The sequence below is a fragment of the Terasakiella sp. genome (genome assembly GCF_048267425.1).
In the GTDB taxonomy this organism is placed as follows: domain Bacteria; phylum Pseudomonadota; class Alphaproteobacteria; order Rhodospirillales; family Terasakiellaceae; genus Terasakiella.
The window spans coordinates 41,767-64,562 of record NZ_JBLWXN010000002.1 but is presented as its reverse complement, the minus strand read 5'-3'; the positions used below and the strand labels follow the sequence as shown (position 1 = coordinate 64,562).

Here is a 22,796-nt window from a genome sequence, read left to right as displayed (position 1 = left end):
TTCAGTCTCAATAATTCAGGCTTTCCCATTCCTGAACAAGTAAGGCAACGTGATCTTCGGGGCCTGTAATCTCAATCTCGATACCTGTTTCCGTATAACGACGTTCTGCAATGAGACTGTCGTTTAAAAGGCGTTCCAGCTGGCTGATACGTTCGAAACTGGCGCAGAAGGTGGTGCTTGTCAGATGTGAGAAATCAATAAGGTCGGCGGCTTCAATTACGGCTTTGACCGCCCCGCCATATGCCCGGGCCATACCGCCCGTTCCCAGTTTGATCCCACCGAAATAACGCACGATGATAACCCCGACATTGACCAGTTCATGCCCTTGTAAAACCTTTAATGCAGGCATTCCCGCAGACCCGCTGGGTTCACCATCATCTTTTGCCCCTTCATGGAGGCGTTTTTCTGTATCAAACGCGCGAAAGGCACTGACATGATGATTGGCTTTGGGATGTTCACGTCGCAGGCGGTCCAGTTCACTATCCAGCACAGAATAGGGCAGGAGAAAGGCCAGAAAGCGTGATTTTTTTTCTTCTGTTTCGACAAAGACGGAATGTTTGATGGTTTTCATAGGGAAATAACAAAAAAAAGCAGAGGAACACAGGCTAACATTTGCGCTTGAATTGCCCAAGTGCTAAACCTGAATGAGATGAATTTGTCGATCCCGCAGTAAGCTGGGCAGTAAGGAAAAGACGAACAGTATGACACGGAAACTCTTTGGTACAGACGGTATTCGCGGGACTGCAAATACCTATCCGATGACGGCAGAAATTGCGATGAAGGTCGGTATGGCAGCCGGACATTATTTTGTCCGGGGCGCTCACCGCCACCGGGTTGTCATTGGCAAGGATACGCGCTTGTCCGGTTATATGATTGAACCGGCCTTGGTATCGGGGTTTGTGGCGATGGGGATGGATGTTTTATTGGTCGGTCCGATGCCTACGCCTGCGGTTGCCATGTTGACCCATTCCATGCGCTGTGATTTGGGTGTGATGATATCTGCATCGCATAATCCGTTTGGAGATAACGGGATCAAGCTGTTTGGCCCCGACGGGTATAAGCTGCCGGACAATGTTGAATTAAAACTGGAAGAATTGATTGAAAGCGATTTGTCGTCCAAATTTGTATCACCGGAAAAATTGGGCCGTGCGACCCGTCTGGAAGATGCATCGGGTCGATATGTGGAATTCGCCAAAAAGACTTTCCCGGAAGATTTACGTCTTGATGGCCTTAAAATCGTTGTCGATTGTGCCAATGGTGCAGCCTATAAAGTTGCCCCGGCAGTGTTATGGGAACTGGGGGCTGAGGTTATTCCCGTTGGTGTGACACCGAACGGGTTTAACATCAACAAGGATTGCGGATCGACGGCAACAGATACGCTCAGTCAACAGGTTGTCACCCATAAGGCCGATATCGGAATTGCCTTGGATGGTGATGCGGACCGTTTGATCATTTGCGATGAAAATGGCGATGTGATTGACGGGGATCAGATTATGGGGCTGGTGACCACCCATCTGCATAAACGCGGATTGTTGAAGGGCGGGGGGCTGGTTGCGACTGTCATGTCCAATATGGGATTGGAAAAATATCTGGAAGATCAAGGTTTGACGTTGCAACGTACACAAGTCGGTGACCGTTATGTGGTCGAACGTATGCGTGCGGACGGGTTCAATATTGGTGGCGAACAATCCGGTCATATTGTGCTGGGCGATTATGCAACAACCGGGGACGGTCTTGTCGCGGCCTTGCAGGTTTTGGCGGTGATCGTCGAACGCGGACAACCGACTTCGCAGGTGTGTCGACTGTTTGATCCCTTCCCGCAGATTTTGAAAAATGTGCGTTACGGTAATACGTTCCCGTTGGATGAAGAAAGTGTCCAGCAAGCGATTGAGGATGGGGAAGGCCGTTTGAATGGCGCGGGTCGCGTCCTTATTCGTAAATCCGGCACAGAACCCCTGATCCGCGTGATGGCGGAGGGACAAGACCCGGCCTTGGTTGAAGAAGTTGTAGACGATATCGTTGCTGCGGTTGTCGAGGTCTCATGAACGGGCGTGTCTTAATTATTGCCGGTTCAGACAGTGGCGGCGGCGCCGGTATTCAGGCGGATTTAAAAACGGTGACGTGTCTTGGCGGGTATGCCATGACAGCCATTACGGCCCTGACGGCGCAAAATACCGAAGGTGTAACAGCCATCCATGATGTCCCGGTCGATTTTATCAAAGAACAAATCCGTGTGGTTTTAAGTGATATCGGGGCAGACTGTTTGAAAACAGGGATGTTGAGCCAACCGGAGGCCATTCATGCGATTTGCGATGTGTTGGATGAATTGGAGATGGACCTTCCGATGATCGTTGATCCGGTCATGGTGGCAAAGGGCGGCGCATCGTTATTGGCGGATCAGGCGCTTGACGCCCTGACAACACGGCTTATCCCACGCGCAACGGTTTTGACGCCCAATGTGCCGGAGGCTGAAAAACTAAGCGGACTGTCTATCCAGACCCCGGATGATATGAAAGCAGCGGCAGATATTTTATTTACGCTGGGACCAAAGGCCGTTTTGATGAAAGGCGGTCATCTTGATGAAACAAGCGAGATGGTGACAGATTATCTTTATCTGAATGATGGTCAATGCCATGTTTACGAAGGTGAACGTTTGTTAACCCGCCATACGCATGGCACAGGCTGTACAACCGCCTCCGCCATTGCTTGCGGGATTGCACAGGGTATGACGGCACAACAAGCTGTGAAACGTGCGAAATCATATGTTTTTGAAGCTATTCGCACCGCACCGCGCTATGGTCGCGGGCATGGGCCGCTTAATCATGGACATACTGTTAAACAAGATGAGTATCCATAAATTATTGCGGGTTTTTGATCCTCGTCATGTGGGTTATTCTGTTATGGGTATAAGCATGTACGCAACAACAGAGAAAAAGAGCCCTCACCCATGAAGGATGCCTTTGGTCGAACGATTACTTATTTGCGCGTTTCCGTCACGGACCGTTGCGATTTTCGTTGTACCTATTGTATGGCGGAAGATATGTCGTTTTTACCGCGACAAGAAATTCTATCCTTTGAAGAAATGGATCGGATCTGTTCGGCCTTTATTCGACGCGGCGTTACCAAAATCCGTTTGACGGGCGGGGAACCGTTGGTTCGCCACGGCATTATCGATCTGATTGAAAAACTTTCACGCCATTTAAAAACAGGTGATTTGAAAGAACTGACCTTGACCACCAACGGGTCGCAGTTGACAAAATATGCCGATAAACTGGTGGAACTTGGCGTACGCCGGATCAATGTCTCGCTGGATACGTTAAACAGTGATCGTTTTACAGAAATTACGCGTTTCGGTAAATTGGACAAGGTACTTGCCGGATTGCAGGCCGCAAAAAATGCGGGCCTTAAGGTCAAGCTGAATACGGTTGCCTTAAAAGGGCAAACAGATCAGGAATTGGACGATTTGTTGACATTTGTGGCGGACAACGGTTTTGATTTGACGTTTATCGAAACCATGCCGCTGGGGGAAATTGGCGGATCACGTGTGGATCATTACTTGCCGTTAACAGAAGTACGCGACCGAATTGCCCAACGTTGGACCCTTTCTGATACCGATTATGCAACGGGTGGTCCGGCGCGTTATGTTGATGTCAAAGAAACCGGCAACCGGATTGGGTTTATTACCCCCATGAGCCACGGTTTTTGTGAAAGTTGCAATCGCATGCGCCTGACCTGTAAAGGGGTGCTGTATATGTGTTTGGGCCAAGATAATAATCTGGATCTGCGTGAAGTGGTGCGTGCCAGCGAAAGTAACGAGCCATTGCAACATGCCATTGATACGGCCTTGAACCTGAAACCCAAGGGTCATGAGTTTATTATTGATGAAAGTGAAGACGGGCCTGCGCTTAATCGTCATATGAGCGTGACAGGCGGTTGATCCTGAGTCTATAGTGTGCGCAAAGCTGAATGGGGTTTTGCAAATGTCCGATCCGAAAATAGCCTTCGTTGCCGGTAAATCCGATAGCGCTCAGGATGCTATGTCCCGCCTGTGTGGGAAATATGACCATGTGCGCCCGGACAAGGCCGATGTCATCATCGCCTTGGGCGGGGATGGATTTATGTTGCGCACCCTTCATAAATATCTGCATTTGAACAAACCTGTCTTTGGGATGAACCGGGGATCGGTTGGTTTCTTGATGAATGAATATCGTGAAAACGACCTGATGGGACGCATTCGACGCATGGAAGCGTTTGAACTGCATCCTTTGCGTATGGAAGCGGTTTGCAAAGGCGGCAAAGTCAAAGAAGCGATTGCCTTTAACGAAGTCTCGCTGTTTCGTGAAACAGGGCAGGCTGCGCATATCCGTGTCAGTGTGGATGGTGTTGTCCGTCTGGATGAAATGGTGTGTGATGGTTTGTTGATTTCCACACCTGCCGGATCGACGGCTTATAACATGTCGGCATATGGTCCGATCTTGCCGCTGGGGGCCGGGGTGCTGGCGTTAACGGCTATTTCCGCCTATCGCCCAAGACGCTGGCGCGGGGCAATCCTGCCGCAAAGTGCGACGGTTGATTTTGAAATTTTAAGCGAAGACAAACGCCCGGTTGGGGCGTCTGCTGATTTTAACGAGTTTCGCGATGTGGTGAAGGTCAAGGTCTATGAAGACCGCAGCCATTATTCCAACGTTCTGTATGATCCCGAACATAATCTGGAAGAACGGATTTTGCAGGAACAGTTTATCGGATAATATTGGTTTACGACCTAATATTCCAGCGAATGCAATGTACTGATAACGGTGATCTTTTCTTCGTTGAATTGTGCCTTAATGGCTTCCCAATCGGGTTTGCCATTTTCAACCGTGCGACGGATCATGCGGTTGACGGCATCGCCAAGCGGGCTGGATGAGGCAAGCGCGACAACCCTGTAATCGATGGAACGTTTTAGGTTTTTCGGCAAAATTAAACGCCAGCCGATCAGGCCTTTTTGTAATTCAGGTTGCAGCAGGCTTTCGCGATCTGCCATGAGAAGGTGCCCGTCTTCGATGCGCTGGGCATAGGCCCACATATAGGCAGGGGCACCGACATTATTGATGGTGATTTCAAGGGCGCAGAGACCATCCAAGGGGCTGGCGGGAAACGCATTTCCATTGGGCGATAACGGAATGAGATTGGGTTCTGTGCAGCCTTTATCATCGTTTGCGCGCAACTCGGATACACCGATTTTTAAACTGCCGGAACGCAAGGCGATGATATTGTCTTCAAATTGCAGATAAAGTCCGACCAGCAGGGCGGCAACACAGGCCACAAGGGCGATAATTTTCGCCATGCGATGATCTTTTATCGGCGGAGGCGCATTCGGATCAGGTTTGTAAAGGTCGATTTCTTCATCGTCATCGGCTTCTTCTTCGCCTGCGTCTTCTGCCGCAGCGGCTTTGTCTTCTTCAAGTTTAGTATAGACATCTTCCAGATCAAAACGATTTAGGATCCGTTTGACTGTGACGATGGATTCAAGGCGCAACATATCGCCATCGATGTTCATACGTTCCAGAAAATCATCATCGGGAACAAGCCCGGCCCCACCGGGTATAAAACAGAAAACGCGCACGTCTTCTGCACGCAGGCGTTCAAATAATTCTTTGGAGGCCAGTAGCTTTTCTTCGATATGATCTACGGGGCGGACATTTAAATCCCGGTCAACTTCCCCGCTCAGCCAAATGGCATTGAGCACTTTATCCTCGGAGGAAGCCAGTTGGTTTTCCTGAAAAAGAGCATGAGCAACAAAGGCACCAAGTTGCCAGCTGTTGCCGTCTGTAATCGGTTTGTCCACATCCATGCGAAAGGCGGAATGCAGGTAGGAACGTTGAATAATGCCGGTGGGTTCTTTGACAAAACTGTCATAGGCGCGCGAAATCGGTAAGGCCTTGGCCGTCCCATCCAGACAGACGACGCTGCGCACATTTGGGTCCTCACGCGTGATGCGTTGAACTTCAACCGGGCCTTCCGTTGTGGCTATGTAAATTCTAATCGACATTACCGCAGAATGACGTCAACTTTCGGTTTGCGCAAGGCTTTGACGATATCATCTTGCACAGACAACAGAATCTGCGCTTCCCCGTCATAAAAATCCTCAATAACAAGGCGATGGAAGGGGCCGTTTTCTTCTTCAACAAACAAAAGAGAGGGAGAATCGTCACGGTCTTCGCTGTGAATCAACAGATAAATTTGATTTTCATCAGCTTGTGAAGGACGCAATGTTATGACGAAACCGTCGCCTTCACGCCGTTCTATTTGACCGGAACTTGCCGCAGCTGCGCGCATCATTGTTGCAATGGATTGTTTGTGCAGCAGTCGTTTCAGGTCCCGGCGCAGGTTCAGGTTCGAAGACAAAGCCTCTTTTAGTGCAGGGGTGGGAACGTGATTTCCCTGTGTCGCATAGGCGTATAATTCGCTGAACCCGACTTTGTTATGAGACATATTTGTCTTTTGTGTCAGGGTGTCGAAATGATCAAGCATATGGAAAATGGTTTCAGCATGTTTGGGTATGGCGGCTGTCATGGGTTATCCCTTCGCATAGATTTTGTCGAACTGTCCGCAAAAAATGCCGAGATCGTGTGAAAATTGTTTCTGCCAGTTGCCTTCTGCCAGACGAATTTGATCCAGACGTTCCAGAAAGGCTTCGATATCGCGCGCGACATCCAATAAAAGAGCGGCGCCTAAGGAAAACGCCTGAACCAGATCGGGCGATTGAGATACCTCGTCTTTAAAGCCTTTGCGCGATAATCCGCTATAAGCTTTTTGTGCGTTTTGCATAAGCTGGGCGATGTCTTGACCAACGTTTTCGCTTTTCTGCACCAGTTCGATGAAATGATCGGCAACCCGTCTGGAATGCAGTTGAACGACATTGCCCTGATCCGGGGTGACCTCCAGTCCCAGATGTTGGGATAAAGGCGAGAAATCAATGTTGGGGTCAAGTTTCAGCATAACGGAAATCGTTTCGTGTGAACGCGCCAAGGCCAAGGCATGCAGGCTGGCATAGATGCTGCGTTCAATATGATTGCGTAAGTTCTGGTAGGTGATTTGGCGATCCTGATAGGTTTCTTCCGGTCTCTGTGCGATGATCTCTTTTAAGTGATGAACCTTTTCTTGTCGGCGCAAGGCTTGTGTCAATTTGGCTTGGGGTTTGGTGAAAACGTTGGCGCGTAAAATGGAGAGGGGTAAGCGTAGTGCCAATTCTCCGGCCCCTAACAGGTTTTCAAGATGGGCACTTTCCTGTTTGTTGAGGAATTTGACCTGATCGAGCGGCGGGGAACTTAATTGCAACAGCGGGGATATGGTTTCTGAGACACTATCTAATGTTTCAGAAAGAAGGTCGGGGTCGATTTCGCCGGCCTCCCGTTCAGAACCGATTGTCGTGGCATAGTTCAGCGCCATAAGACTGCGGGCACTTTCCACCGCCTGAATCGCCCGGATGAAAGTTGATAAAACACTGTCAAAGGTCTTGAAATCGACCCCTTTATCCTCATCGACGGAGGCCTCTTGCCAGAAGTTTAAAATCAAAGAGTCGTCAATTGCATCGACATCGTCTTCGCAAAAGGCGAGAATTTTACGAAATTTGCGTTGTGATTGGGCAGTGGGCAGGTGTTCGCGCAAATAGGCATAGACAAGACGCGACAGGGTATTGGCGGCTTCGGACACGGATTTGCGACTTAATTCACCGCTAAGCATGGTTTGAAAAATATCATCGATATCGCAATATCCCAATGCGGTGAGTAAAAACTCCATCAAGGCAGACAAGACAGGCATGCGGCTGAACTGAATGGCAAAGCCGCCGTCATTATATTGAATTTGCAGACCGTTGGTGTCGATTGTCAGGCGATCCCAATTATTGTTTTGCAGGGCAGCATGGCAATAATGGCGAAAATTTGAACTATGGGCGGCTCCGCTATCCCAAAACAGGAATTCATATCGATTTTTTTGTGGGGAAAGATCATGGGCGCAGACAATCAGGTGACATAATTCCATGATCGGTGTGGCGTAGGTGCGACACACCACCATCTTGCCCAGCTCGCGGCACACGATGGGGGAGAACTTGGGTTCGCCGTTGATCTCACTATCCGATATCGTGTGTAAAACAGCGCTCAACTCGCTGCTTTTGCCTGATTCCAGCAATAATTCTTCTGATCCCATAACGGTCCGTTCCTTGAATGTCTTTTCTCTATTGTAGTGAAAAACATGCCTTGGTCTAGGTCTGGTCGTATTTTAGGGGAACTATGAAAGGATTAGGGGGATTTTTTATTCGAACTCAACACGATTACGTCCATTTTCTTTGGCGCGATAAAGGGCACGGTCTGCACGGCGAATGAGATCATCTATCGTTTTATCGCCGTCAAGACGTGTGGTCACGCCGAAACTGGCACTGATTGAAAAGGTTATGTTGTCATACGCAATTTTTGTTTCGGCAAGATTTTCGCGCATGCGTTCGGCAATGCCACGGGCCTGCGTGAGAGAAAGATCGGGAAAAAAGGCGGCAAACTCTTCCCCACCTATACGGGCAAGCTGGCGATCACGTCTTCTGTTTTCATCATCGTTGTGACGGGTGGTTTCATTCCAGACGCGTGTAATGGTTTTAAGGGCTTCATCCCCGGCCAAATGCCCATAGGTGTCATTTACTTTTTTGAACCAGTCAACATCGAAAGTGAGCAGACTGAAGGCTGTTTTTTCCCGAATGGATTTATGGAGAGCGATTTCGGCATTTTGAATAAAGAAACGGCGATTAAAGGCTCCGGTCAATGGGTCGTTGAAGGTGAGTTTGCGTAATTCCTCGGCTTGCCATTTTAATTCGGTAATATCTTCGAATAGAATTTGGATAACGGTTGTCCCCTCCCACGGGAGGCGTCCCGCCGTGACTTGTAATATCCGTTTGGCGCCGGAAGGAACTTGTAAGCGAATTTCCGGGAAACGCACTGGTTTATCCTGTTGAAAAGCCGACATGAACATTTCGGTGCTTTGTTCCCGTAAGGGCTCGGCTACAAAATCAAGAATATGTTTGCCCACAATGTCATGGGCGTTTTCTTCAAATAAGGTCAGGGCCTGTTGATTGGCGTAGAGAATACCCTGCAACTGGTGGATGATAAGACCTGTTGGCATTAAGTCCAGCAAAGTTCCCAGTTTTTCCTGAGTATCTATCAGGTTTTTGTTGGTTAATAGGGCGTCGTCTGTACCCTGTTCATCATCAAAAAAATCCAAATCCGTCCCCGGCATTTATTATTGGTATCAATTATAAGTTAATGTTCCTTAGGATAACTCGCGAGGAGGGCTTGTGTAAAATAATCTTTGAAAAACAGAGTAAAAAAAAGAGAGGCGAACCTCTCTTTTCGAATTTACCAGCTTTGATCATTGCGGGGGCCAAAATCATCCAGAGAGCGATTTGCGGGATTGCCCCGTAGGTCATCGGATAAGTTTTGCCATTTTCCTTGTCCCTGTCTGCGCCCGCGTTCAATCGGGCGTCTCGGTCGATCTGGTTGCAGGTTGTTATCAAAATCGGGTTGGCGGTCCCAGCGGTTAGAGATCAGATACCAAGGGACATTACGTTCACGACAGGCAATTGCGGTTCCGTTATACCAATCGGAATTGACCATGACACTGTGGCGAAACCGTCGACAATCGCGATCCCGGCGATCCCGGACATCACCGGTGGGACGAATGCGGGCACTGACACCTGCATACCACCTTGTTGTTAAACCGTTTTCAGAAAAAAACAGAGCCTTTTCAATCTCGCTATTCATTTTTGCTTCGTCATGAACATCAAGGTCCAGACCGGCCTCAGAAGACAGAATAGATCCGATATCACTGCCCATAACTTCGCCGGGACGCAAGGGGCCAGTCGTTTGACAGGCGCTGAGAAAAGCGACTGCTAAAAAGGGGAGAACAAGTTTTTTAATCATCTTACAGACCTCGTCTTTGATATAGGCTTTTCGCATAGCTACGCATCCCAGCTCGCAAAAGTTTTGGTGTCTTTGCTGACGCGCCTTAAATAGGTTTTGGTTTCTGCATAGGGCAGGTTCGCTTGCAGGTGTTGATAAATTTGTTGGGCGTTCATCGTGTTTATTTTTTGAATAGCCGATTTTAATTTCATCTTTCCGGTAAAGGCCTTTGCCACATTGCCGGGTCCGGTGTTGTAGGCGGAAATAATCAGATATTGCCGGGCGAGGTCGTCTTTGACCTTGCCGAAATAACGGGTGTTGAGTAAATGCAGATAGGTGGCCCCCAACATAATATTTTTGTCCGGGTCATAAAGGACATCCACACTGGGAATGACCTGCTTGCCTTTCAGGTAGCTATAGGCCTCTTTCCCGCCACTGGTGGCGACCAGTTGCATCAAGCCAAAGGCATTGGCAGGCGAACGTGCACGCGGGTTAAAAGCACTTTCATTTTTGATAACGGATAAAATCAAGGAACGGGGCAAACCATATTTGGTTGCGACTTCTTCCACAGGATCTTGCAAGGCTTGTGCACTTAAATGATCCCGGTCTGTGCGCAGGGGAATGGTCAGTCGGGCGAGACTTGCCCGTTTTCCTTGGGGTAGGGCCAGTTCACGCGTCATAAATTTGGGCTGCGTGCGCGGTGCAATTATTTTGGATAGTTCGTAGCTGCGCTTACGTTCAGACTGTTGGGCCTGGGGAGTTTTTTCCGCCTGCCATTGACGTTCAGGTCTATGTCGTGGGCGTTCTATGCGTTTGCGTGGTGTTTGTGTCGGCCAGTCGTCGCGAAAGGCAGTCGTTTTCTCAATCAACTTGCGGCGCAGGGCAGCCCGTTCATTCAGTTGCTCGCTGTCTTCCAATAAAATATTCTGAAAGTCCCGCATCAGATCGTTTTGATCCCGGTTGACGCCTTCGATTGACATTTCACCTTTATCATAGTCAACGATAATGCGGGTTTTTCGGTCTTGACTATAGCCGACCCAAACTTTTGCATCGGGGAGTTGACGGCTTTCCCCCCAGATATCGGCAAGTTCCTGATGCAGTTCTGCGACACCTTCGCGCATAGCCCGGTCAAAGGCTTGATCCGTTTTTTCAAATGTTTCTTCGTATTGGCGATCGATTTTATCCAGCCAATCGTCTTGTGCGCACAGTTGCTGGGACATCAGGAAACTTGCGGCACAACCGATAAACAACAGGCGATATGAAACAGACTGAACCATCGGCTTAATCCAGTGCAACGATCAGGTGGCCTTGTTTCAAAGCGTCCAAGGCGTTGATTTTTTGACCATCGGCCTCAGAAAGAACAATTCGGTTATCCGGGGAGACACGAACGGCTTTGATGATTAACGGGTTTGACCCGCTGATGGACATTTTTTTTGCTTTGGCAATATCTTTGGCATAATGGATTAAACCGGTATGGGCGGTAATCTCAGCATCTACACTGTCTTGCGAATAGATCGTTTTGTCTTTTTCGTCGATAATTTCCGGGGCAAGGGCGGGAAGATAAAGTGCTTGTTCCAAATCAATGATGATGGACGTGACTGCATTGTTGGTAGAAAGCGGTTTTGCTGGTTTGTTTGTTGTTTTGGGCAAGTTGAGGGTGGCACCTGTCAGGTTTTGCGTGGTGGCTTGACAAGCCGGTGTGATGCAAACCCGCAAGGTGACTTCGGCTAAGACGGTTTCGCCCCGGCGTGATGTCTTGTCTTCATGCCACGAGACCTGTTCGTCAATTTGACGCGCACCGCGCAAGGTTCCTTTAATCCGGGTGGCTGCCCGTGTATCGCCACTGCCAAGGGTCGCGATGGTGGTTAGTCCCGTCAGTCGGATCCCCTTGATGATTTCGAGCAGGCGTGCTTGTGCGGTTGTTCGCGCTGCCTGTTTGGCCATCAGTTCTTCCTGCACACGGTTTCCCATGTAACGTGATGTGCCTTGTCCGGTGGCTTCGACATAACCGTTTGTCCAATCCGTCAGGCCGTCAGGTGTCGCTTCTTGCCAACCGTCCTGCGCATGGGCAGTCGTATAAACTCCCAAGCTGAGGATTGCTGTAATTAGAAAAGATACTTTCAAGATCTCGCCCTCATTTTTATATGTATGTCCGGTCTATGAAAGGGGGTGAACGGTTTTGTGAAGACGGTCATAAATTATAAAAAATGACCGCCTTGCTAAAGAACGCTACCACTTATCGCCATCGTTGTAGTAACGGCTACGGCGTTTGTTCACTTTTGAAATGGTGAACTCTTTCCCCTGATAGGTCACACGACCCGGCATGCCGAGATATTCAAGCGCGCGCACGAGATTGCGTTTGAGTTTTCCGGTGTGAAGACGGGTTTTATAGACATATTCGTGGGTTCGACCGAACGTGGCTGCCGGGCGATGGTCGATGTAGCAGGAAAACTTGGCAAGAATGACATCTTCCATATCCAGCATTTCCTGTTCTGTGAAATTGCGGAAATTCAGGAAAATATCCTGTGCGCGCCCGCGACAGCCATCATTGCCGGCGCGGCGGGCAACCGGTGTGCCACCATTTTGTGAAGCCTTATCGTCGGAGGCAAAATCATCATCTTGGTCGTTGTAACCGTAATCAACTTCGTCCCCCAGTTTTTGAACCAGAACATCGGCGACATCACGGGCCAGCAGGCGGGCGTTATTGCCGACGGTTTCCAGAATGCATTCACGATTGCAGTTGACCGGTGCGCGAAAATTGCGGGGAGATGCAATTTCAAAATTTCCTAGGCGGCGACCGGAATGGACATCCAAAAGGCGACCAGACAGACGGGTACGGACCTTGGTGGTATAATCCAATCGTTCTGCGCTGGCGTAAATTTCAAATAAGACGACAATATCAATCGGTGGTCGTTTTACAGCGCGTGCAATATCAATCAGTTCCGCATCACTGCGCCGGGAGCGGCCTTGTGCAAAATCATCCAATGTAACGGCGGTTTCATCATAGACATCGAAACCGTCCATATTCATGGTTTCACTGAGTTCATTTAAAACACGACGAAAGACGCGGCTGTCGCGTGGCACAGCGTCCATATCGCCATCTTCACCCATAATCATCAAGTAGGGCAGTTCGGCGGCTTGTGCAGCAGGTAAGCGCATGCCAAAAAGAGTGAAGATAGCCAGTGCTATCATTAAAAGTGGTTGTGTGAAACGTGTCATGTTTATCCCCTGAACATACAGATAAATTATTCAAACATCGGGTCGTTAAAACGATAGGTCAGTTGCCGGTTTCGGACTTTGAAATCGAAAGGGATATCGCGATTATGTAAAAGGGCGGATATCTCTGTATTCAAGGCACCGGGTTTTAATAAAGACCAATAGGAAAGGCTGAGAGCATTTTTTTTCTGATAAGTGACTTTATGGCGAACATAACCGTTTAAATTGGTTAAATCGGTTGCCAGAAATTCGATGAGTTTTGGATCGAAGCGCTGAAAACTGATCCGATAATCCTGGCCGTCTTCATAGACTTCTTTGTGAAGGATATCGACAAGGGCGGCCCCGATTTGGGCGCTGGGGCCGTAAATATGTTCTTTGGCTTGCAAAATAATGGTATCGCGATCCTTTTGGGCATCTCTGGTCCAATCGGTCATTGCAAAATCGGTTTCGCGCTTGTCGATGGAACGACCGTTGGCGACATCTAGGCTTTCAAGGCGCAGGGTATAAGGCGCCTTTAGCCCTTTTAGCAATTCTACGAAAACAATAAAATCGGCACCGGCTTTTTTTGCGCGTTTGAGATTGTTTTTACGATCTGTAAAACGATAGGTGTTGCGATCTTGAAGGCGTATTGCTTCACTATCGAGAATCTGGAAATGAAAATCATCGCGTAATGTGGTTTCCACCGCTTCGCTTAAAATGCGAAACTCATCACTCAGGCTCGAAATTGCATCAAAATCGTCATCTTGCGCCGCCACCAAAATACGCGGATGGGATGCCATTTTCATTAAAGTTGCAAGGGCTGTTGCGCTGTCTTCAATGTTCTGATCATCAATTGTTGCATCAATTGTGATGTTGAATATCCCTTGTGCGGTGCTGTCTTCTTTTAAAATTTTATAGCTGCTTACAAAACCACGCGTATGTGTCAGGATTTGCTGGCGCACAATCTGGAAATTTTCAACCAGAGTATTGCTTTCCAGATTTGTTCCCAAACTCATCTCTACGGCTTGGCGTAAAGCGTTGTTTAAAGCTTGTCGCTTGTTAACCCCTTGAGCACTGACTTCAACGCCGTGTGCAATTTGAGGAGATAAAAAAAGTAAAAAGCCGATGAGAGAGAGAGAAAAAAGAAAATCACGCATTGTATAGAAACCTGTCTTCATTGTGCTGTCTTACGTCGCGTGTTGTTCTATGGAAAGGCTAGAAAGAAAAAATGCTTACGGACATTATCATTTAAATATACACGTTTAAAGTTATCTTTGTCCCCTTTTGATTGTTTTGTTGCTTAATTATTCGTGACAATAAAAAAGCCGTAAAGGTAAATCCCTTTACGGCTTTTAATCAAAGAAACGCAAATGAGGCGTTTGATGACTTACATGTTTGTTTTCAAGTAAGCGATCACGTCTTTGCGGTCTTGTTCTTTTTTCAGTTTGAAAGTCATTTTGGATTTAACTTTCTCACCGGCTTTTTCAGAAAGGTATTTGGACGGGTCCATAAGGTATTCCATCAGGGCCGCTTCGTCCCAAGACAGATTACCTGCAGCCGCCAAGTAGCCTTTGGAGTATTTGTAACCTTCAGCAGCGCCGCCAGCACGGCCGAATGCACCAAACAGGTTTGGACCTACTTTATGTTTGCCGCCTTGTTCGATGGTGTGGCAAGACTTGCATTTTTTGAATACTTTCTCGCCTTTTTCTGCGTCGCCGTCTGCCAGTGCAGAACCGCTTGCAAAAGCCACCATGCCGGCAACGGCCAGAGCCAGAACTTTACGCATACTTAATTCTCCTAAGCTTAGAATTCTGTGAATCGATCGGCGATATATTATCAATCCGTTCGGGTTTGGCAATAGTTTAAAAACGTCCAACTTGAAGTTTTTATAAAAATAACAAAGAGGAAGTGGTGATCTCTAACTGTCTGTTTATAAAAGGTTTCAGTGAACCGTTTTTGCTCTCTTCCGGGTTATGGAGAGAGCAGAGCATCATTTTGAATGAAAAAATGCAGAAAATCTGTTTTTTTGTGCTCAAAGTAAAAAATAATATATCGGATTCGCTTTCTTTACCGCGGTATTAGCGATGTTTAAAAATCAGAGGGATCATCTTTCAATCGGCTCATTTCTTGCCATGTCTTTCTGTTTTTCAAAAAGGCATTCAGGCTTTCCCAGACTTCCAGAACGCTTTGATCTTTTCTGACTTCTTCTGCCAAGACTTGTTCCCATGCTTGTTTAAGCGGATCTAATATATAGCTGGGCATACGTCTGAGGATGACGTCTTGCTTTATAAGGTCGCTTAAGCCTTTGAATTGTTCTTGCGGGGCTTTTGCCAGCTCAATCGCACTACGTTGATCACACGATGTTTTCAGAAGAGACTGGCGTTCCTGATCCAGTCGTTTCCAGACGCGGGTATTGATCAACAGCAAAAGGGGCTGCCCCTGATTTTGCCAGCCGGGGAAATAATAGTTTTTGGCGTAGCGACTGTAGCCCGATTTTACATCTTGTGACGGGGTCGAAAAAATGGCGCCGTCCAGTTGCCCTTGGTCGAACGCATTCGGGACTTCTTCGGGCGTCATTGCACTTACTGTTGCACCAGCCTTTGCCCAGACTTTTGCGCCCAAGCCTGTGGCACGGATGCGTAACTCGTTGATTTGTTCGGCATTTTGCAATTCGCTGACAAACCAGCCGGAGGCCTCAGGGGGGAGATAACCGCAGACGAGAGCCGTTACATTGTGCTTTGAAAAAATATTTTTAAGCTTGAGTGTACCGTTGCCGACCTGCAACCACGCCATCATGTCAATGGCATCGGGACCAAAGGGGAGGGCGGAGAAAAGGGAAAGGGCAGGTTCTTTATCGGCGGCGATATCTGCGGTGGAAAACAGGGCGTCAATCCGACCGGAGGCGATGGCATTAAACAACCGGTCTGCGCCAATGACATCTTTGGCGGGCAGGATCGGTAAAATCATCTTATCACCGGACAGCAGCGCCAGTTGTTTAGAGAATCTTTGGGCCTGTGCGTTTACATTAGGGCGGTCTGAAGGGAACGGAGGGGCCGAGCGCCAATGGATGGCATCCCCGTCTTGTAAAGCGGATAAAACAACGGGAGCTTCTTTGTTATCCCCGGGAAGTTCACGGTCTTTCAAAACGGCCTTGGAGGCCGTGTGGCTTTTAATTTGGGGTGTCAGAACCGTTACGCCGAGAACGACGCCAACGACCAAACCGATAACAAGACCGATGACAATGTGCCGCATTTCCCTCATCCACTTTATGCGTTGGTGAAACCCGTATCGGGATTCTAGGGTTAAGAAACTAGTTCAAACAATAAAAAACAGCAAGCACTTGCAATTTTCATCACTTGCACCAAACTGCTGTTAGAGTCATTCTAATTTATTAAAGAGCTTTCATACTTGATGGAGAATGCCATGTTTCGTTTCGCACTTTCCTTGATCTTGGGCATGTTTGTCCTGTCAACAGCACAGGCAAAAGTGATCGGTCAGGACGTTAAATATTCGGTCGATGGTCAGGAAATGACAGGCTATCTTGCCTATGATGATTCTGTAAACGGGACACGTCCCGGCGTTTTAGTGGTTCATGAATGGTGGGGACATAATCCATATGCCCGCAAACGGGCAGAGATGCTGGCAAGTTTGGGCTATACCGCACTGGCCCTGGATATGTATGGTACAGGTAAATTGGCGGACCACCCCAAAGATGCAAAAACATTTATGATGGAAACCATGTCCAATATTGCCGTGGCTGAAAAACGCTTTGATGCGGCCCATGCCCTGTTGAAAAGTCAGCCACAGGTAGACGGGGAGAGAACGGCGGCGATTGGATATTGCTTTGGGGGTGGCGTCGTTCTGCATGCCGCGCGTACGGGGCGCGATCTGGACGGTGTGATTAGTTATCACGGTTCGTTAAAGCCGATGATGAAGGCTGAGAAAGGCGTGGTCAAGGCACAGGTGCGTGCTTTTAACGGTGCGGATGATCCGTTTGTTAAGCCGGAAGAAATTGCAGCGATTAAACAGGAAATGCAGGATGCAGATGTCGATTTCCGGTTTGTCAATTATCCCGGGGCAGTTCATAGCTTCACCAACCCGGATGCCGATGACTTTGCCAAACGTTTTAAAATGCCGGTGGGATATAATGCCGCTGCCGATGCTGATAGCTGGGCACAAACACGGGCCTTCCTACGCGATATTTTTGCACGTTAATTTATCCTGAAACCTTGGTGCAATTATCTCTCCCTTGCCGGATTTCGATTGCCCGCCTATCTTTGAAGCCACTTATAATATAAGGATAAAAATATAGTGGCTTCTTCACCGCGCCTTATGGATCGTCCTAAAAGCAAGAATTTTCATGTCCTGATCCGGCTTTTCTCCTTTCTTGCACCCTACAAACCTCGTGTGCTGTTGGCTTTTGTCGCCCTGATTACAACAGTGGGGGCGACACTGGGGCTGGGGCAGGGGCTAAAGCAACTGATTGATGCCGGCTTTACGGCACAAAACCCACAAGCGCTTGATAATGCGCTTGTTTTTTTATTGATCTTGGCGGTCGTGATGGCAGCCGGGACGTTCTTGCGATTTTTCATGGTGTCCTGGATTGGGGAACGGGTTGTCGCCGATATTCGCCAAGCGGTCTTTCAACGTATTCTTTCCTTACATAGTGCGTTTTTTGAAGTCACCCGTACGGGGGAGATACTGTCGCGTCTGACAACAGATACCACGTTGTTGCAGTCGGTCATTGGTTCCAGTGCCTCAATGGCCTTGCGCAATTTCCTGAATTTGCTGGGTGGTGTGGCCATGTTGTTTATTACCAACGCCAAATTGACAGGGATTGTTTTATTGGTTGTGCCGTTGGTAGTGGCCCCGATTGTCATTTACGGGCGCAAGGTACGTACCCTTTCCAAGGAAAGTCAGGACCGTGTAGCCGATGTCGGGGCCTTTGCCGAAGAAACCATCAACGCCATCCATACGGTGCAGGCCTTTACCCATGAACGCGAAGATGAACGTCGTTTTCTGGGGGAAGTCTCCGGTGCGTTTCAGGCGGCGGTGAAACGGATACAGGCGCGCAGTATTTTAAGTGCAAGCGTGATTTTGCTCGTGTTTGGGGCGATTGCGGTTGTCATGTGGATTGGCGGGCGTGATGTTATGAACGGGGCGATTACAGGGGGCGAACTGGCCGCCTTTTTGTTTTATGCCACAATGGTTGCCTTTAATGTCGGTATCATCAGTGAAGTGATGGGCGAATTGCAACGTGCAGCCGGGGCAACCGAACGCTTGGTTGAACTGCTGGATAGTGAAAGCGAGATCAAAGCCCCGCTTAACCCGCTCGTCTTGCCGGAAAAACCGCTCGGTCATGTACGGTTCGATCAGGTTGATTTTCGTTATCCATCCCGCCCGGATGAGTTAGCGCTCAAAGATATTTCACTGGATATTGCTGCCGGGGAAACGGTTGCGTTGGTTGGCCCCAGCGGTGCCGGGAAAACGACTATGATGCAAATCCTATTGCGTTTCTTTGATGTGGAACGTGGTTCGGTTTCTATTGACGGTGTCGATATTGCGTTGGCGGACCCGGAAGAAGTGCGCAAACGTATGGCATTGGTGCCGCAAGATCCGGTTATCTTTTCCGCAAATGCATGGGAAAATATCCGTTATGGACGACCGGATGCCACCAATGACGAGGTCCGAAAGGCAGCCGATGCCGCACAGGCAACGGAATTTCTGGAAAAACTGCCTGACGGTTTTGATAGTTTTCTGGGGGAAAAGGGCATGCGTTTGTCCGGTGGACAGCGTCAACGTCTGTCGATTGCCCGCGCGTTGTTGCGCGACCCGAGCATTCTTTTACTGGATGAAGCGACAAGTGCGCTGGATGCGGAAAATGAACGCGTTGTGCAAGCTGCCCTTGAACGTTTGATGGTTGGGCGCACGACTTTGATCATTGCCCATCGACTGGCAACGGTGGTGAATGCAGATCGAATTTGTGTCATTGACCAAGGGCGCATCCAAGCAATAGGTACGCACCATCAGTTGATGGAATCTAGTAAGCTATACAACCATTTGGCAAAGTTGCAGTTTTCTACCGATGTGCCACAATAGGAAAGGATAAAAAGAAAGGCTCAGCCTATGAGATTGTTGTTGATACTGTTCGCTTTGCTGTGGTCGTATAATGCACAGGCGGAAACGCAACGCTTGACCCTAAACGGTTTGGTGGATCATTTTATGGCGGTGGTGTTTGTGCATGAGCACGGCAAGACCGGGCGCGAGGCAAAGCCTTTGATCAAATGGACGGGGCCGATTATTTATTCACCGTCCGGGACTTTAACCCGCGAACAGGTGACCCGTTTTTTTAATTTAATGCAGCAAATTCAGCAGTTGACCAAGCTGGATATGCGCATGGCGCAAAAAAATGAAAAGCCGAATTTAATTATCAATTTTATTCCGAAAAAGGTTCTCGCCAAACAGGTGGCAAAGGGGATCAATTGTTATGGCAAGATATCGGCTAAGAAAACCTATGAAATTACAAGGGGTCGCGCCTATATCCCGTCTGATCGACCGGATAAAACCGATCACTGCCTGATTGAAGAAACGGTGCAGTTGTTTGGGTTGACTAATGACAGTCCGATTATTGCCAATTCCATGTTTAACGAAGATTCAAAAAGAACGACGTTATCAATTTCAGATCAAATTTTGTTAAAGGCGCTCTATGATCCACGCTTGAAAGTGGGCATGACCAAGGCTGAGGCCGAACCGATTGTGCGTCAGGTCATCAGCGATATTGTTAAAAAAGCGCAAAGCAGAAAGAAGTAACCCGACATGAAAGATATGCTGAGGCAGGCATTTGAGGCGGCGGTTGCTGCGGCTGATCCCGATGTTGTGTTGGAACGATATTTACCAACGGATCGTCAGGCCAAAGTGACCGTTATCGGTGCCGGTAAAAGTGCAGCAAAAATGGCGGCGGCTTTTGAACATGCGTGGCAAGGTCCGGTGCAGGGGCTCGTTGTGACCCGTTATGGTCATAAGGCACCCACCCGGTTTATCGAAGTTGTTGAAGCATCCCACCCGGTTCCGGATGACGCCGGATTACAGGGGGCACGGCGCATATTGGATATGGTGTCGGAACTGGGCGAAAACGATTTGGTCGTGGCTTTGATTTCTGGTGGTGGGTCGGCCCTGTTGTCTTTACCTGCCAAGGGCGTCAGTATCGCGCAAAAACAGGCAGTGAATAAAGCCTTGTTGCACAGCGGCGCGACGATTGATGAGATGAACTGTGTTCGTAAACACTTATCAGCCATTAAAGGCGGACGATTGGCAAAAGCCTGTTTCCCTGCCCAACTTGTAAGTCTTGCGATTTCTGATGTGCCGGGGGATGATCCATCGGTTATTGCGTCTGGTCCAACGGTTGGTGATGTGACGACATGCACGGACGCCCGTGAAATTTTAGACCGTTATGGGATAAAAGGATACGATGACCTATTGATTGAAAGCGTCAAGCCGGATGATCCATGTTTCGTCAGAAGCACTTATAAATTGATTGCGACTCCGCAAAGATCATTGCAGGCGGCATGCGATTTTTTGGCAAATAAGGGGATTGCTTCTCTGATACTAAGTGATCGTATCGAGGGCGAGGCACGTGAGATTGCCAAAATGCATGGGGCGATTGCGCAGCAGATTGTCACTTATGGACAGCCGGTTTCCGCACCTTGTGTATTGCTGAGTGGTGGGGAAACAACGGTGAGTATTCGCAACCAGGAAGGGGCAGGTGGGCCGAATGCGGAATTTTTACTCAGTCTTTTAGATCATATTGATGGGATCGAAATGGTCTATGCTTTGGCGGCAGATACCGACGGGATCGACGGGTCCGAAGATAACGCCGGGGCGTGGATCGATCCGACATCGCGCCAACGGGCCAAGGACAAGGGATTGAAAATAAGAGACTATCTGGACAGCAATCAATCTTATCGTTTCTTTTTCGAAATGGGTGATCTTTTCGCACCCGGTCCGACTTTGACGAATGTAAATGATTTTCGGGCCATTTATATTGAGTGACATAAACGTGATATCAACTTATAGGCACATTTTTCCTATTGCCAGAATCTGCAACTGCATATAAAGTTAAGGCATAAAAATGGTTCAGAATGAACCTGCAATTTTGAGGGATTTAATACAACTGACGGACAGAATGTCGAAGGAGTTGTCACATGCCTGTTACCCAACAAACGCCTCTGTATTATGGGGATAATCCCGGTGTTATGATCGGCCTTGCTGAAATGCCCAAGTACATGGAATTTCTGATGAAAATGCATGTTAAAAGTTCAGGGTCAGATCGTATGAAACCTGTTTCCAAGGCTCCATAAAATCGTCTTCCCAAGGGATGTAAACTTCAGGATAATTGATTTCTTATCAACCTATACGCTACATTTCTGGAGAAAGAAACAAAGGGGGACGTATGGTTGATTCTGAAAAAGATGTTAAACTCCTGAAGCTGGATCCGGGGACATTAATTGGTCGTGTTGAAATGGCGCAATTTGTGGCTTTTATCGGGCGGTTATCTGATAAAAAACAACAAGATGCGACAGGACGTAGAGAGTCTTAAACCAATATTGGTCGGATAAAATTCTGTTAAGTGACCATATTTTCTTGTAGGTATAACGTGATATCCTTACGGGAAAATGAGTGGTCTATGAAGCGTCTTTGGAATTGGGTCTGGCACGTGGTGCCCCGCCCCCTGTTGGTTGGCCTTGTCGTCGGTTTGTGCGTGGTGGTCGTCGGGGGCTATCACGGTTTTATGGATTATACCAATCGTACCGAATTTTGTATTTCCTGCCATGAAATGAAGGATAATTCTTATGCGGAATATAAGGATTCTATCCATTTTCACAACAGTTCCGGTGTGCGTGCGGGCTGTGCGGATTGTCATGTCCCCAAAGAATTTGTGCCAAAGGTTGTTCGTAAAATCTTTGCGGCAAAGGATGTTTGGCATACCCTGTTAGGAACCATTGATACGCCGGAGAAATTCGAAAATCATCGTCTTTTGATGGCACAAGACGTATGGACCTATATGCGCGAAAGTGGATCGCGGGAATGTAAGACCTGTCATTCCTATGATGCGATGCATGCGGTGAAACAAGGTCCACGGGCACAACGTGTCATGGGGGTGGCGGCAAAGACCGACCAGTCCTGTATCGATTGTCACAAAGGCATTGCTCATAAGCTGCCGCGATTTGATAAAATCTATGCAGGCTGGATGCAGGCGTTCCATGAGGGATTAAATAAAGATATCAAACCTTCGAAACCTCTTTTCAGTGCCGGTAATGTGGTGGTGCATGCAGATGCGGATATAGAAAGTGATGTATTAGCAAGCCTGCCTCCTTTGATGAAACTGGATATCAAAGCGCAAGAAAAAGACTGGGTACAGGTTGATTTGCCGGAGCAAAAAACGGGATGGATTTCCTTGGTGGAACCCCTGAGTGTGGAAAAACAACCGATTGAGGAGATGGCCCGTAAATTATGGCAAACCGATTGCCAAATCTGTCATGCGCGGCCCAAGATTGATGCCTTTAATGCACTCCAATGGGAAGAACATCTTAAGGCGATGGCAAAGTTTACTTATTTGAACGCAGAGCAACAGCAACTTGTTTTGAGGTTTTTACAAAACCAAGTGACACCGTAAGAGAA

General features: G+C 48.2%; 23 protein-coding genes. 11 read left to right on the top strand and 12 right to left on the bottom strand.

Annotated features, from left to right (window positions below; translation table 11 throughout):
• Positions 1 to 7: 7 nt before the first annotated feature.
• Positions 8 to 571, bottom strand: coding sequence for an IMPACT family protein (locus tag ACN0VA_RS03465; protein ID WP_417819799.1), 564 nt, complete (start codon positions 569 to 571; stop codon positions 8 to 10).
• Positions 572 to 701: 130 nt separating this feature from the next.
• Between ACN0VA_RS03465 and glmM the strand changes: the two genes are divergently transcribed.
• From glmM to ACN0VA_RS03445, 4 genes are all read left to right on the top strand, one after another.
• A complete protein-coding gene (gene glmM, locus ACN0VA_RS03460) occupies positions 702 to 2,045 on the top strand; it encodes a phosphoglucosamine mutase (RefSeq protein WP_417819798.1) in 1,344 nt (447 codons plus the stop codon).
• Positions 2,042 to 2,857 carry a bifunctional hydroxymethylpyrimidine kinase/phosphomethylpyrimidine kinase gene (gene thiD / locus ACN0VA_RS03455; RefSeq protein WP_417819797.1) on the top strand — a complete coding sequence of 272 codons (816 nt, stop codon included), beginning with the start codon at positions 2,042 to 2,044 and terminating at the stop codon, positions 2,855 to 2,857. Before glmM ends, thiD begins: the two co-directional genes overlap by 4 nt.
• A gap of 90 nt (positions 2,858 to 2,947) precedes the next feature.
• A complete protein-coding gene (gene moaA, locus ACN0VA_RS03450; RefSeq protein ID WP_417819796.1) occupies positions 2,948 to 3,937 on the top strand; it encodes a GTP 3',8-cyclase MoaA in 990 nt (329 codons plus the stop codon).
• A gap of 43 nt (positions 3,938 to 3,980) precedes the next feature.
• The gene (locus ACN0VA_RS03445) at positions 3,981 to 4,748 is read left to right on the top strand and encodes an NAD kinase (RefSeq protein ID WP_417819795.1); all 768 of its coding nucleotides are present in this window, start codon (positions 3,981 to 3,983) and stop codon (positions 4,746 to 4,748) included.
• Positions 4,749 to 4,762: 14 nt separating this feature from the next.
• Here ACN0VA_RS03445 and ACN0VA_RS03440 read toward each other — a convergent pair whose 3' ends face one another.
• The 11 genes from ACN0VA_RS03440 to ACN0VA_RS03390 form a co-directional block, all read right to left on the bottom strand.
• Positions 4,763 to 6,031, bottom strand: a complete 1,269-nt coding sequence (locus ACN0VA_RS03440; RefSeq protein WP_417819794.1) for a hypothetical protein — start codon at positions 6,029 to 6,031, stop codon at positions 4,763 to 4,765.
• Entirely contained in the window at positions 6,031 to 6,555 is a 525-nt protein-coding gene (locus ACN0VA_RS03435; RefSeq protein WP_417819793.1) for a hypothetical protein, read from the bottom strand. Before ACN0VA_RS03435 ends, ACN0VA_RS03440 begins: the two co-directional genes overlap by 1 nt.
• Before the next feature lie 3 nt (positions 6,556 to 6,558).
• Positions 6,559 to 8,187 carry a hypothetical protein gene (locus ACN0VA_RS03430; protein ID WP_417819792.1) on the bottom strand — a complete coding sequence of 543 codons (1,629 nt, stop codon included), beginning with the start codon at positions 8,185 to 8,187 and terminating at the stop codon, positions 6,559 to 6,561.
• Positions 8,188 to 8,292: 105 nt separating this feature from the next.
• Complete coding sequence (locus tag ACN0VA_RS03425; protein ID WP_417819791.1) at positions 8,293 to 9,246, bottom strand: GGDEF domain-containing protein; 954 nt, start codon at positions 9,244 to 9,246, stop codon at positions 8,293 to 8,295.
• Between the two features lie 134 nt (positions 9,247 to 9,380).
• Positions 9,381 to 9,980 (bottom strand): hypothetical protein, encoded by a 600-nt coding sequence (locus ACN0VA_RS03420; RefSeq protein WP_417819790.1) that lies wholly within the window; start codon positions 9,978 to 9,980, stop codon positions 9,381 to 9,383.
• Positions 9,981 to 9,982: 2 nt separating this feature from the next.
• The gene (locus ACN0VA_RS03415) at positions 9,983 to 11,200 is read right to left on the bottom strand and encodes a murein transglycosylase domain-containing protein (protein WP_417819789.1); all 1,218 of its coding nucleotides are present in this window, start codon (positions 11,198 to 11,200) and stop codon (positions 9,983 to 9,985) included.
• A 4-nt stretch (positions 11,201 to 11,204) separates the two neighbouring features.
• A complete protein-coding gene (locus ACN0VA_RS03410) occupies positions 11,205 to 12,047 on the bottom strand; it encodes a hypothetical protein (protein ID WP_417819788.1) in 843 nt (280 codons plus the stop codon).
• Between the two features lie 105 nt (positions 12,048 to 12,152).
• Positions 12,153 to 13,142, bottom strand: a complete 990-nt coding sequence (locus ACN0VA_RS03405; RefSeq protein ID WP_417819787.1) for a hypothetical protein — start codon at positions 13,140 to 13,142, stop codon at positions 12,153 to 12,155.
• Positions 13,143 to 13,168: 26 nt separating this feature from the next.
• Entirely contained in the window at positions 13,169 to 14,275 is a 1,107-nt protein-coding gene (locus ACN0VA_RS03400; protein ID WP_417819786.1) for a hypothetical protein, read from the bottom strand.
• Between the two features lie 230 nt (positions 14,276 to 14,505).
• Positions 14,506 to 14,904, bottom strand: coding sequence for a c-type cytochrome (locus ACN0VA_RS03395; RefSeq protein ID WP_417819785.1), 399 nt, complete (start codon positions 14,902 to 14,904; stop codon positions 14,506 to 14,508).
• Between the two features lie 302 nt (positions 14,905 to 15,206).
• Positions 15,207 to 16,370: a hypothetical protein gene (locus ACN0VA_RS03390; protein ID WP_417819784.1), complete on the bottom strand. Its 1,164-nt coding sequence runs from the start codon at positions 16,368 to 16,370 to the stop codon at positions 15,207 to 15,209.
• Between the two features lie 171 nt (positions 16,371 to 16,541).
• On the opposite strand from ACN0VA_RS03390, the gene ACN0VA_RS03385 reads away from it, so the two are divergent.
• The 7 genes from ACN0VA_RS03385 to ACN0VA_RS03355 all read left to right on the top strand — a co-directional run bounded on the left by ACN0VA_RS03385 (position 16,542) and on the right by ACN0VA_RS03355 (position 22,791).
• Positions 16,542 to 17,333, top strand: a complete 792-nt coding sequence (locus ACN0VA_RS03385) for a dienelactone hydrolase family protein (RefSeq protein WP_417819783.1) — start codon at positions 16,542 to 16,544, stop codon at positions 17,331 to 17,333.
• Positions 17,334 to 17,429: 96 nt separating this feature from the next.
• Entirely contained in the window at positions 17,430 to 19,217 is a 1,788-nt protein-coding gene (locus ACN0VA_RS03380; RefSeq protein WP_417819782.1) for an ABC transporter transmembrane domain-containing protein, read from the top strand.
• Between the two features lie 27 nt (positions 19,218 to 19,244).
• Entirely contained in the window at positions 19,245 to 19,928 is a 684-nt protein-coding gene (locus tag ACN0VA_RS03375; protein ID WP_417819781.1) for a DUF2927 domain-containing protein, read from the top strand.
• A 6-nt stretch (positions 19,929 to 19,934) separates the two neighbouring features.
• A complete protein-coding gene (locus ACN0VA_RS03370; RefSeq protein ID WP_417819780.1) occupies positions 19,935 to 21,167 on the top strand; it encodes a glycerate kinase type-2 family protein in 1,233 nt (410 codons plus the stop codon).
• 152 nt (positions 21,168 to 21,319) lie between these two features.
• Positions 21,320 to 21,475 (top strand): hypothetical protein, encoded by a 156-nt coding sequence (locus tag ACN0VA_RS03365; protein ID WP_417819779.1) that lies wholly within the window; start codon positions 21,320 to 21,322, stop codon positions 21,473 to 21,475.
• Between the two features lie 92 nt (positions 21,476 to 21,567).
• Positions 21,568 to 21,714, top strand: coding sequence for a hypothetical protein (locus ACN0VA_RS03360; protein ID WP_417819778.1), 147 nt, complete (start codon positions 21,568 to 21,570; stop codon positions 21,712 to 21,714).
• An 87-nt stretch (positions 21,715 to 21,801) separates the two neighbouring features.
• Positions 21,802 to 22,791, top strand: coding sequence for a NapC/NirT family cytochrome c (locus tag ACN0VA_RS03355; RefSeq protein ID WP_417819777.1), 990 nt, complete (start codon positions 21,802 to 21,804; stop codon positions 22,789 to 22,791).
• Positions 22,792 to 22,796: the final 5 nt, after the last annotated feature.

What these genes read in the sequence shown, in the direction of transcription:
- ACN0VA_RS03465 (WP_417819799.1), bottom strand. Translation starts at nt 571, where the DNA reads ATGAAAACCATCAAACATTCCGTCTTTGTCGAAACAGAAGAAAAAAAA.
- glmM (WP_417819798.1), top strand. Translation starts at nt 702, where the DNA reads ATGACACGGAAACTCTTTGGTACAGACGGTATTCGCGGGACTGCAAAT.
- thiD (WP_417819797.1), top strand. Translation starts at nt 2,042, where the DNA reads ATGAACGGGCGTGTCTTAATTATTGCCGGTTCAGACAGTGGCGGCGGC.
- moaA (WP_417819796.1), top strand. Translation starts at nt 2,948, where the DNA reads ATGAAGGATGCCTTTGGTCGAACGATTACTTATTTGCGCGTTTCCGTC.
- ACN0VA_RS03445 (WP_417819795.1), top strand. Translation starts at nt 3,981, where the DNA reads ATGTCCGATCCGAAAATAGCCTTCGTTGCCGGTAAATCCGATAGCGCT.
- ACN0VA_RS03440 (WP_417819794.1), bottom strand. Translation starts at nt 6,031, where the DNA reads ATGTCGATTAGAATTTACATAGCCACAACGGAAGGCCCGGTTGAAGTT.
- ACN0VA_RS03435 (WP_417819793.1), bottom strand. Translation starts at nt 6,555, where the DNA reads ATGACAGCCGCCATACCCAAACATGCTGAAACCATTTTCCATATGCTT.
- ACN0VA_RS03430 (WP_417819792.1), bottom strand. Translation starts at nt 8,187, where the DNA reads ATGGGATCAGAAGAATTATTGCTGGAATCAGGCAAAAGCAGCGAGTTG.
- ACN0VA_RS03420 (WP_417819790.1), bottom strand. Translation starts at nt 9,980, where the DNA reads ATGCGAAAAGCCTATATCAAAGACGAGGTCTGTAAGATGATTAAAAAA.
- ACN0VA_RS03415 (WP_417819789.1), bottom strand. Translation starts at nt 11,200, where the DNA reads ATGGTTCAGTCTGTTTCATATCGCCTGTTGTTTATCGGTTGTGCCGCA.
- ACN0VA_RS03405 (WP_417819787.1), bottom strand. Translation starts at nt 13,142, where the DNA reads ATGACACGTTTCACACAACCACTTTTAATGATAGCACTGGCTATCTTC.
- ACN0VA_RS03400 (WP_417819786.1), bottom strand. Translation starts at nt 14,275, where the DNA reads ATGCGTGATTTTCTTTTTTCTCTCTCTCTCATCGGCTTTTTACTTTTT.
- ACN0VA_RS03395 (WP_417819785.1), bottom strand. Translation starts at nt 14,904, where the DNA reads ATGCGTAAAGTTCTGGCTCTGGCCGTTGCCGGCATGGTGGCTTTTGCA.
- ACN0VA_RS03390 (WP_417819784.1), bottom strand. Translation starts at nt 16,370, where the DNA reads ATGCGGCACATTGTCATCGGTCTTGTTATCGGTTTGGTCGTTGGCGTC.
- ACN0VA_RS03385 (WP_417819783.1), top strand. Translation starts at nt 16,542, where the DNA reads ATGTTTCGTTTCGCACTTTCCTTGATCTTGGGCATGTTTGTCCTGTCA.
- ACN0VA_RS03375 (WP_417819781.1), top strand. Translation starts at nt 19,245, where the DNA reads ATGAGATTGTTGTTGATACTGTTCGCTTTGCTGTGGTCGTATAATGCA.
- ACN0VA_RS03370 (WP_417819780.1), top strand. Translation starts at nt 19,935, where the DNA reads ATGAAAGATATGCTGAGGCAGGCATTTGAGGCGGCGGTTGCTGCGGCT.
- ACN0VA_RS03365 (WP_417819779.1), top strand. Translation starts at nt 21,320, where the DNA reads ATGCCTGTTACCCAACAAACGCCTCTGTATTATGGGGATAATCCCGGT.
- ACN0VA_RS03360 (WP_417819778.1), top strand. Translation starts at nt 21,568, where the DNA reads ATGGTTGATTCTGAAAAAGATGTTAAACTCCTGAAGCTGGATCCGGGG.
- ACN0VA_RS03355 (WP_417819777.1), top strand. Translation starts at nt 21,802, where the DNA reads ATGAAGCGTCTTTGGAATTGGGTCTGGCACGTGGTGCCCCGCCCCCTG.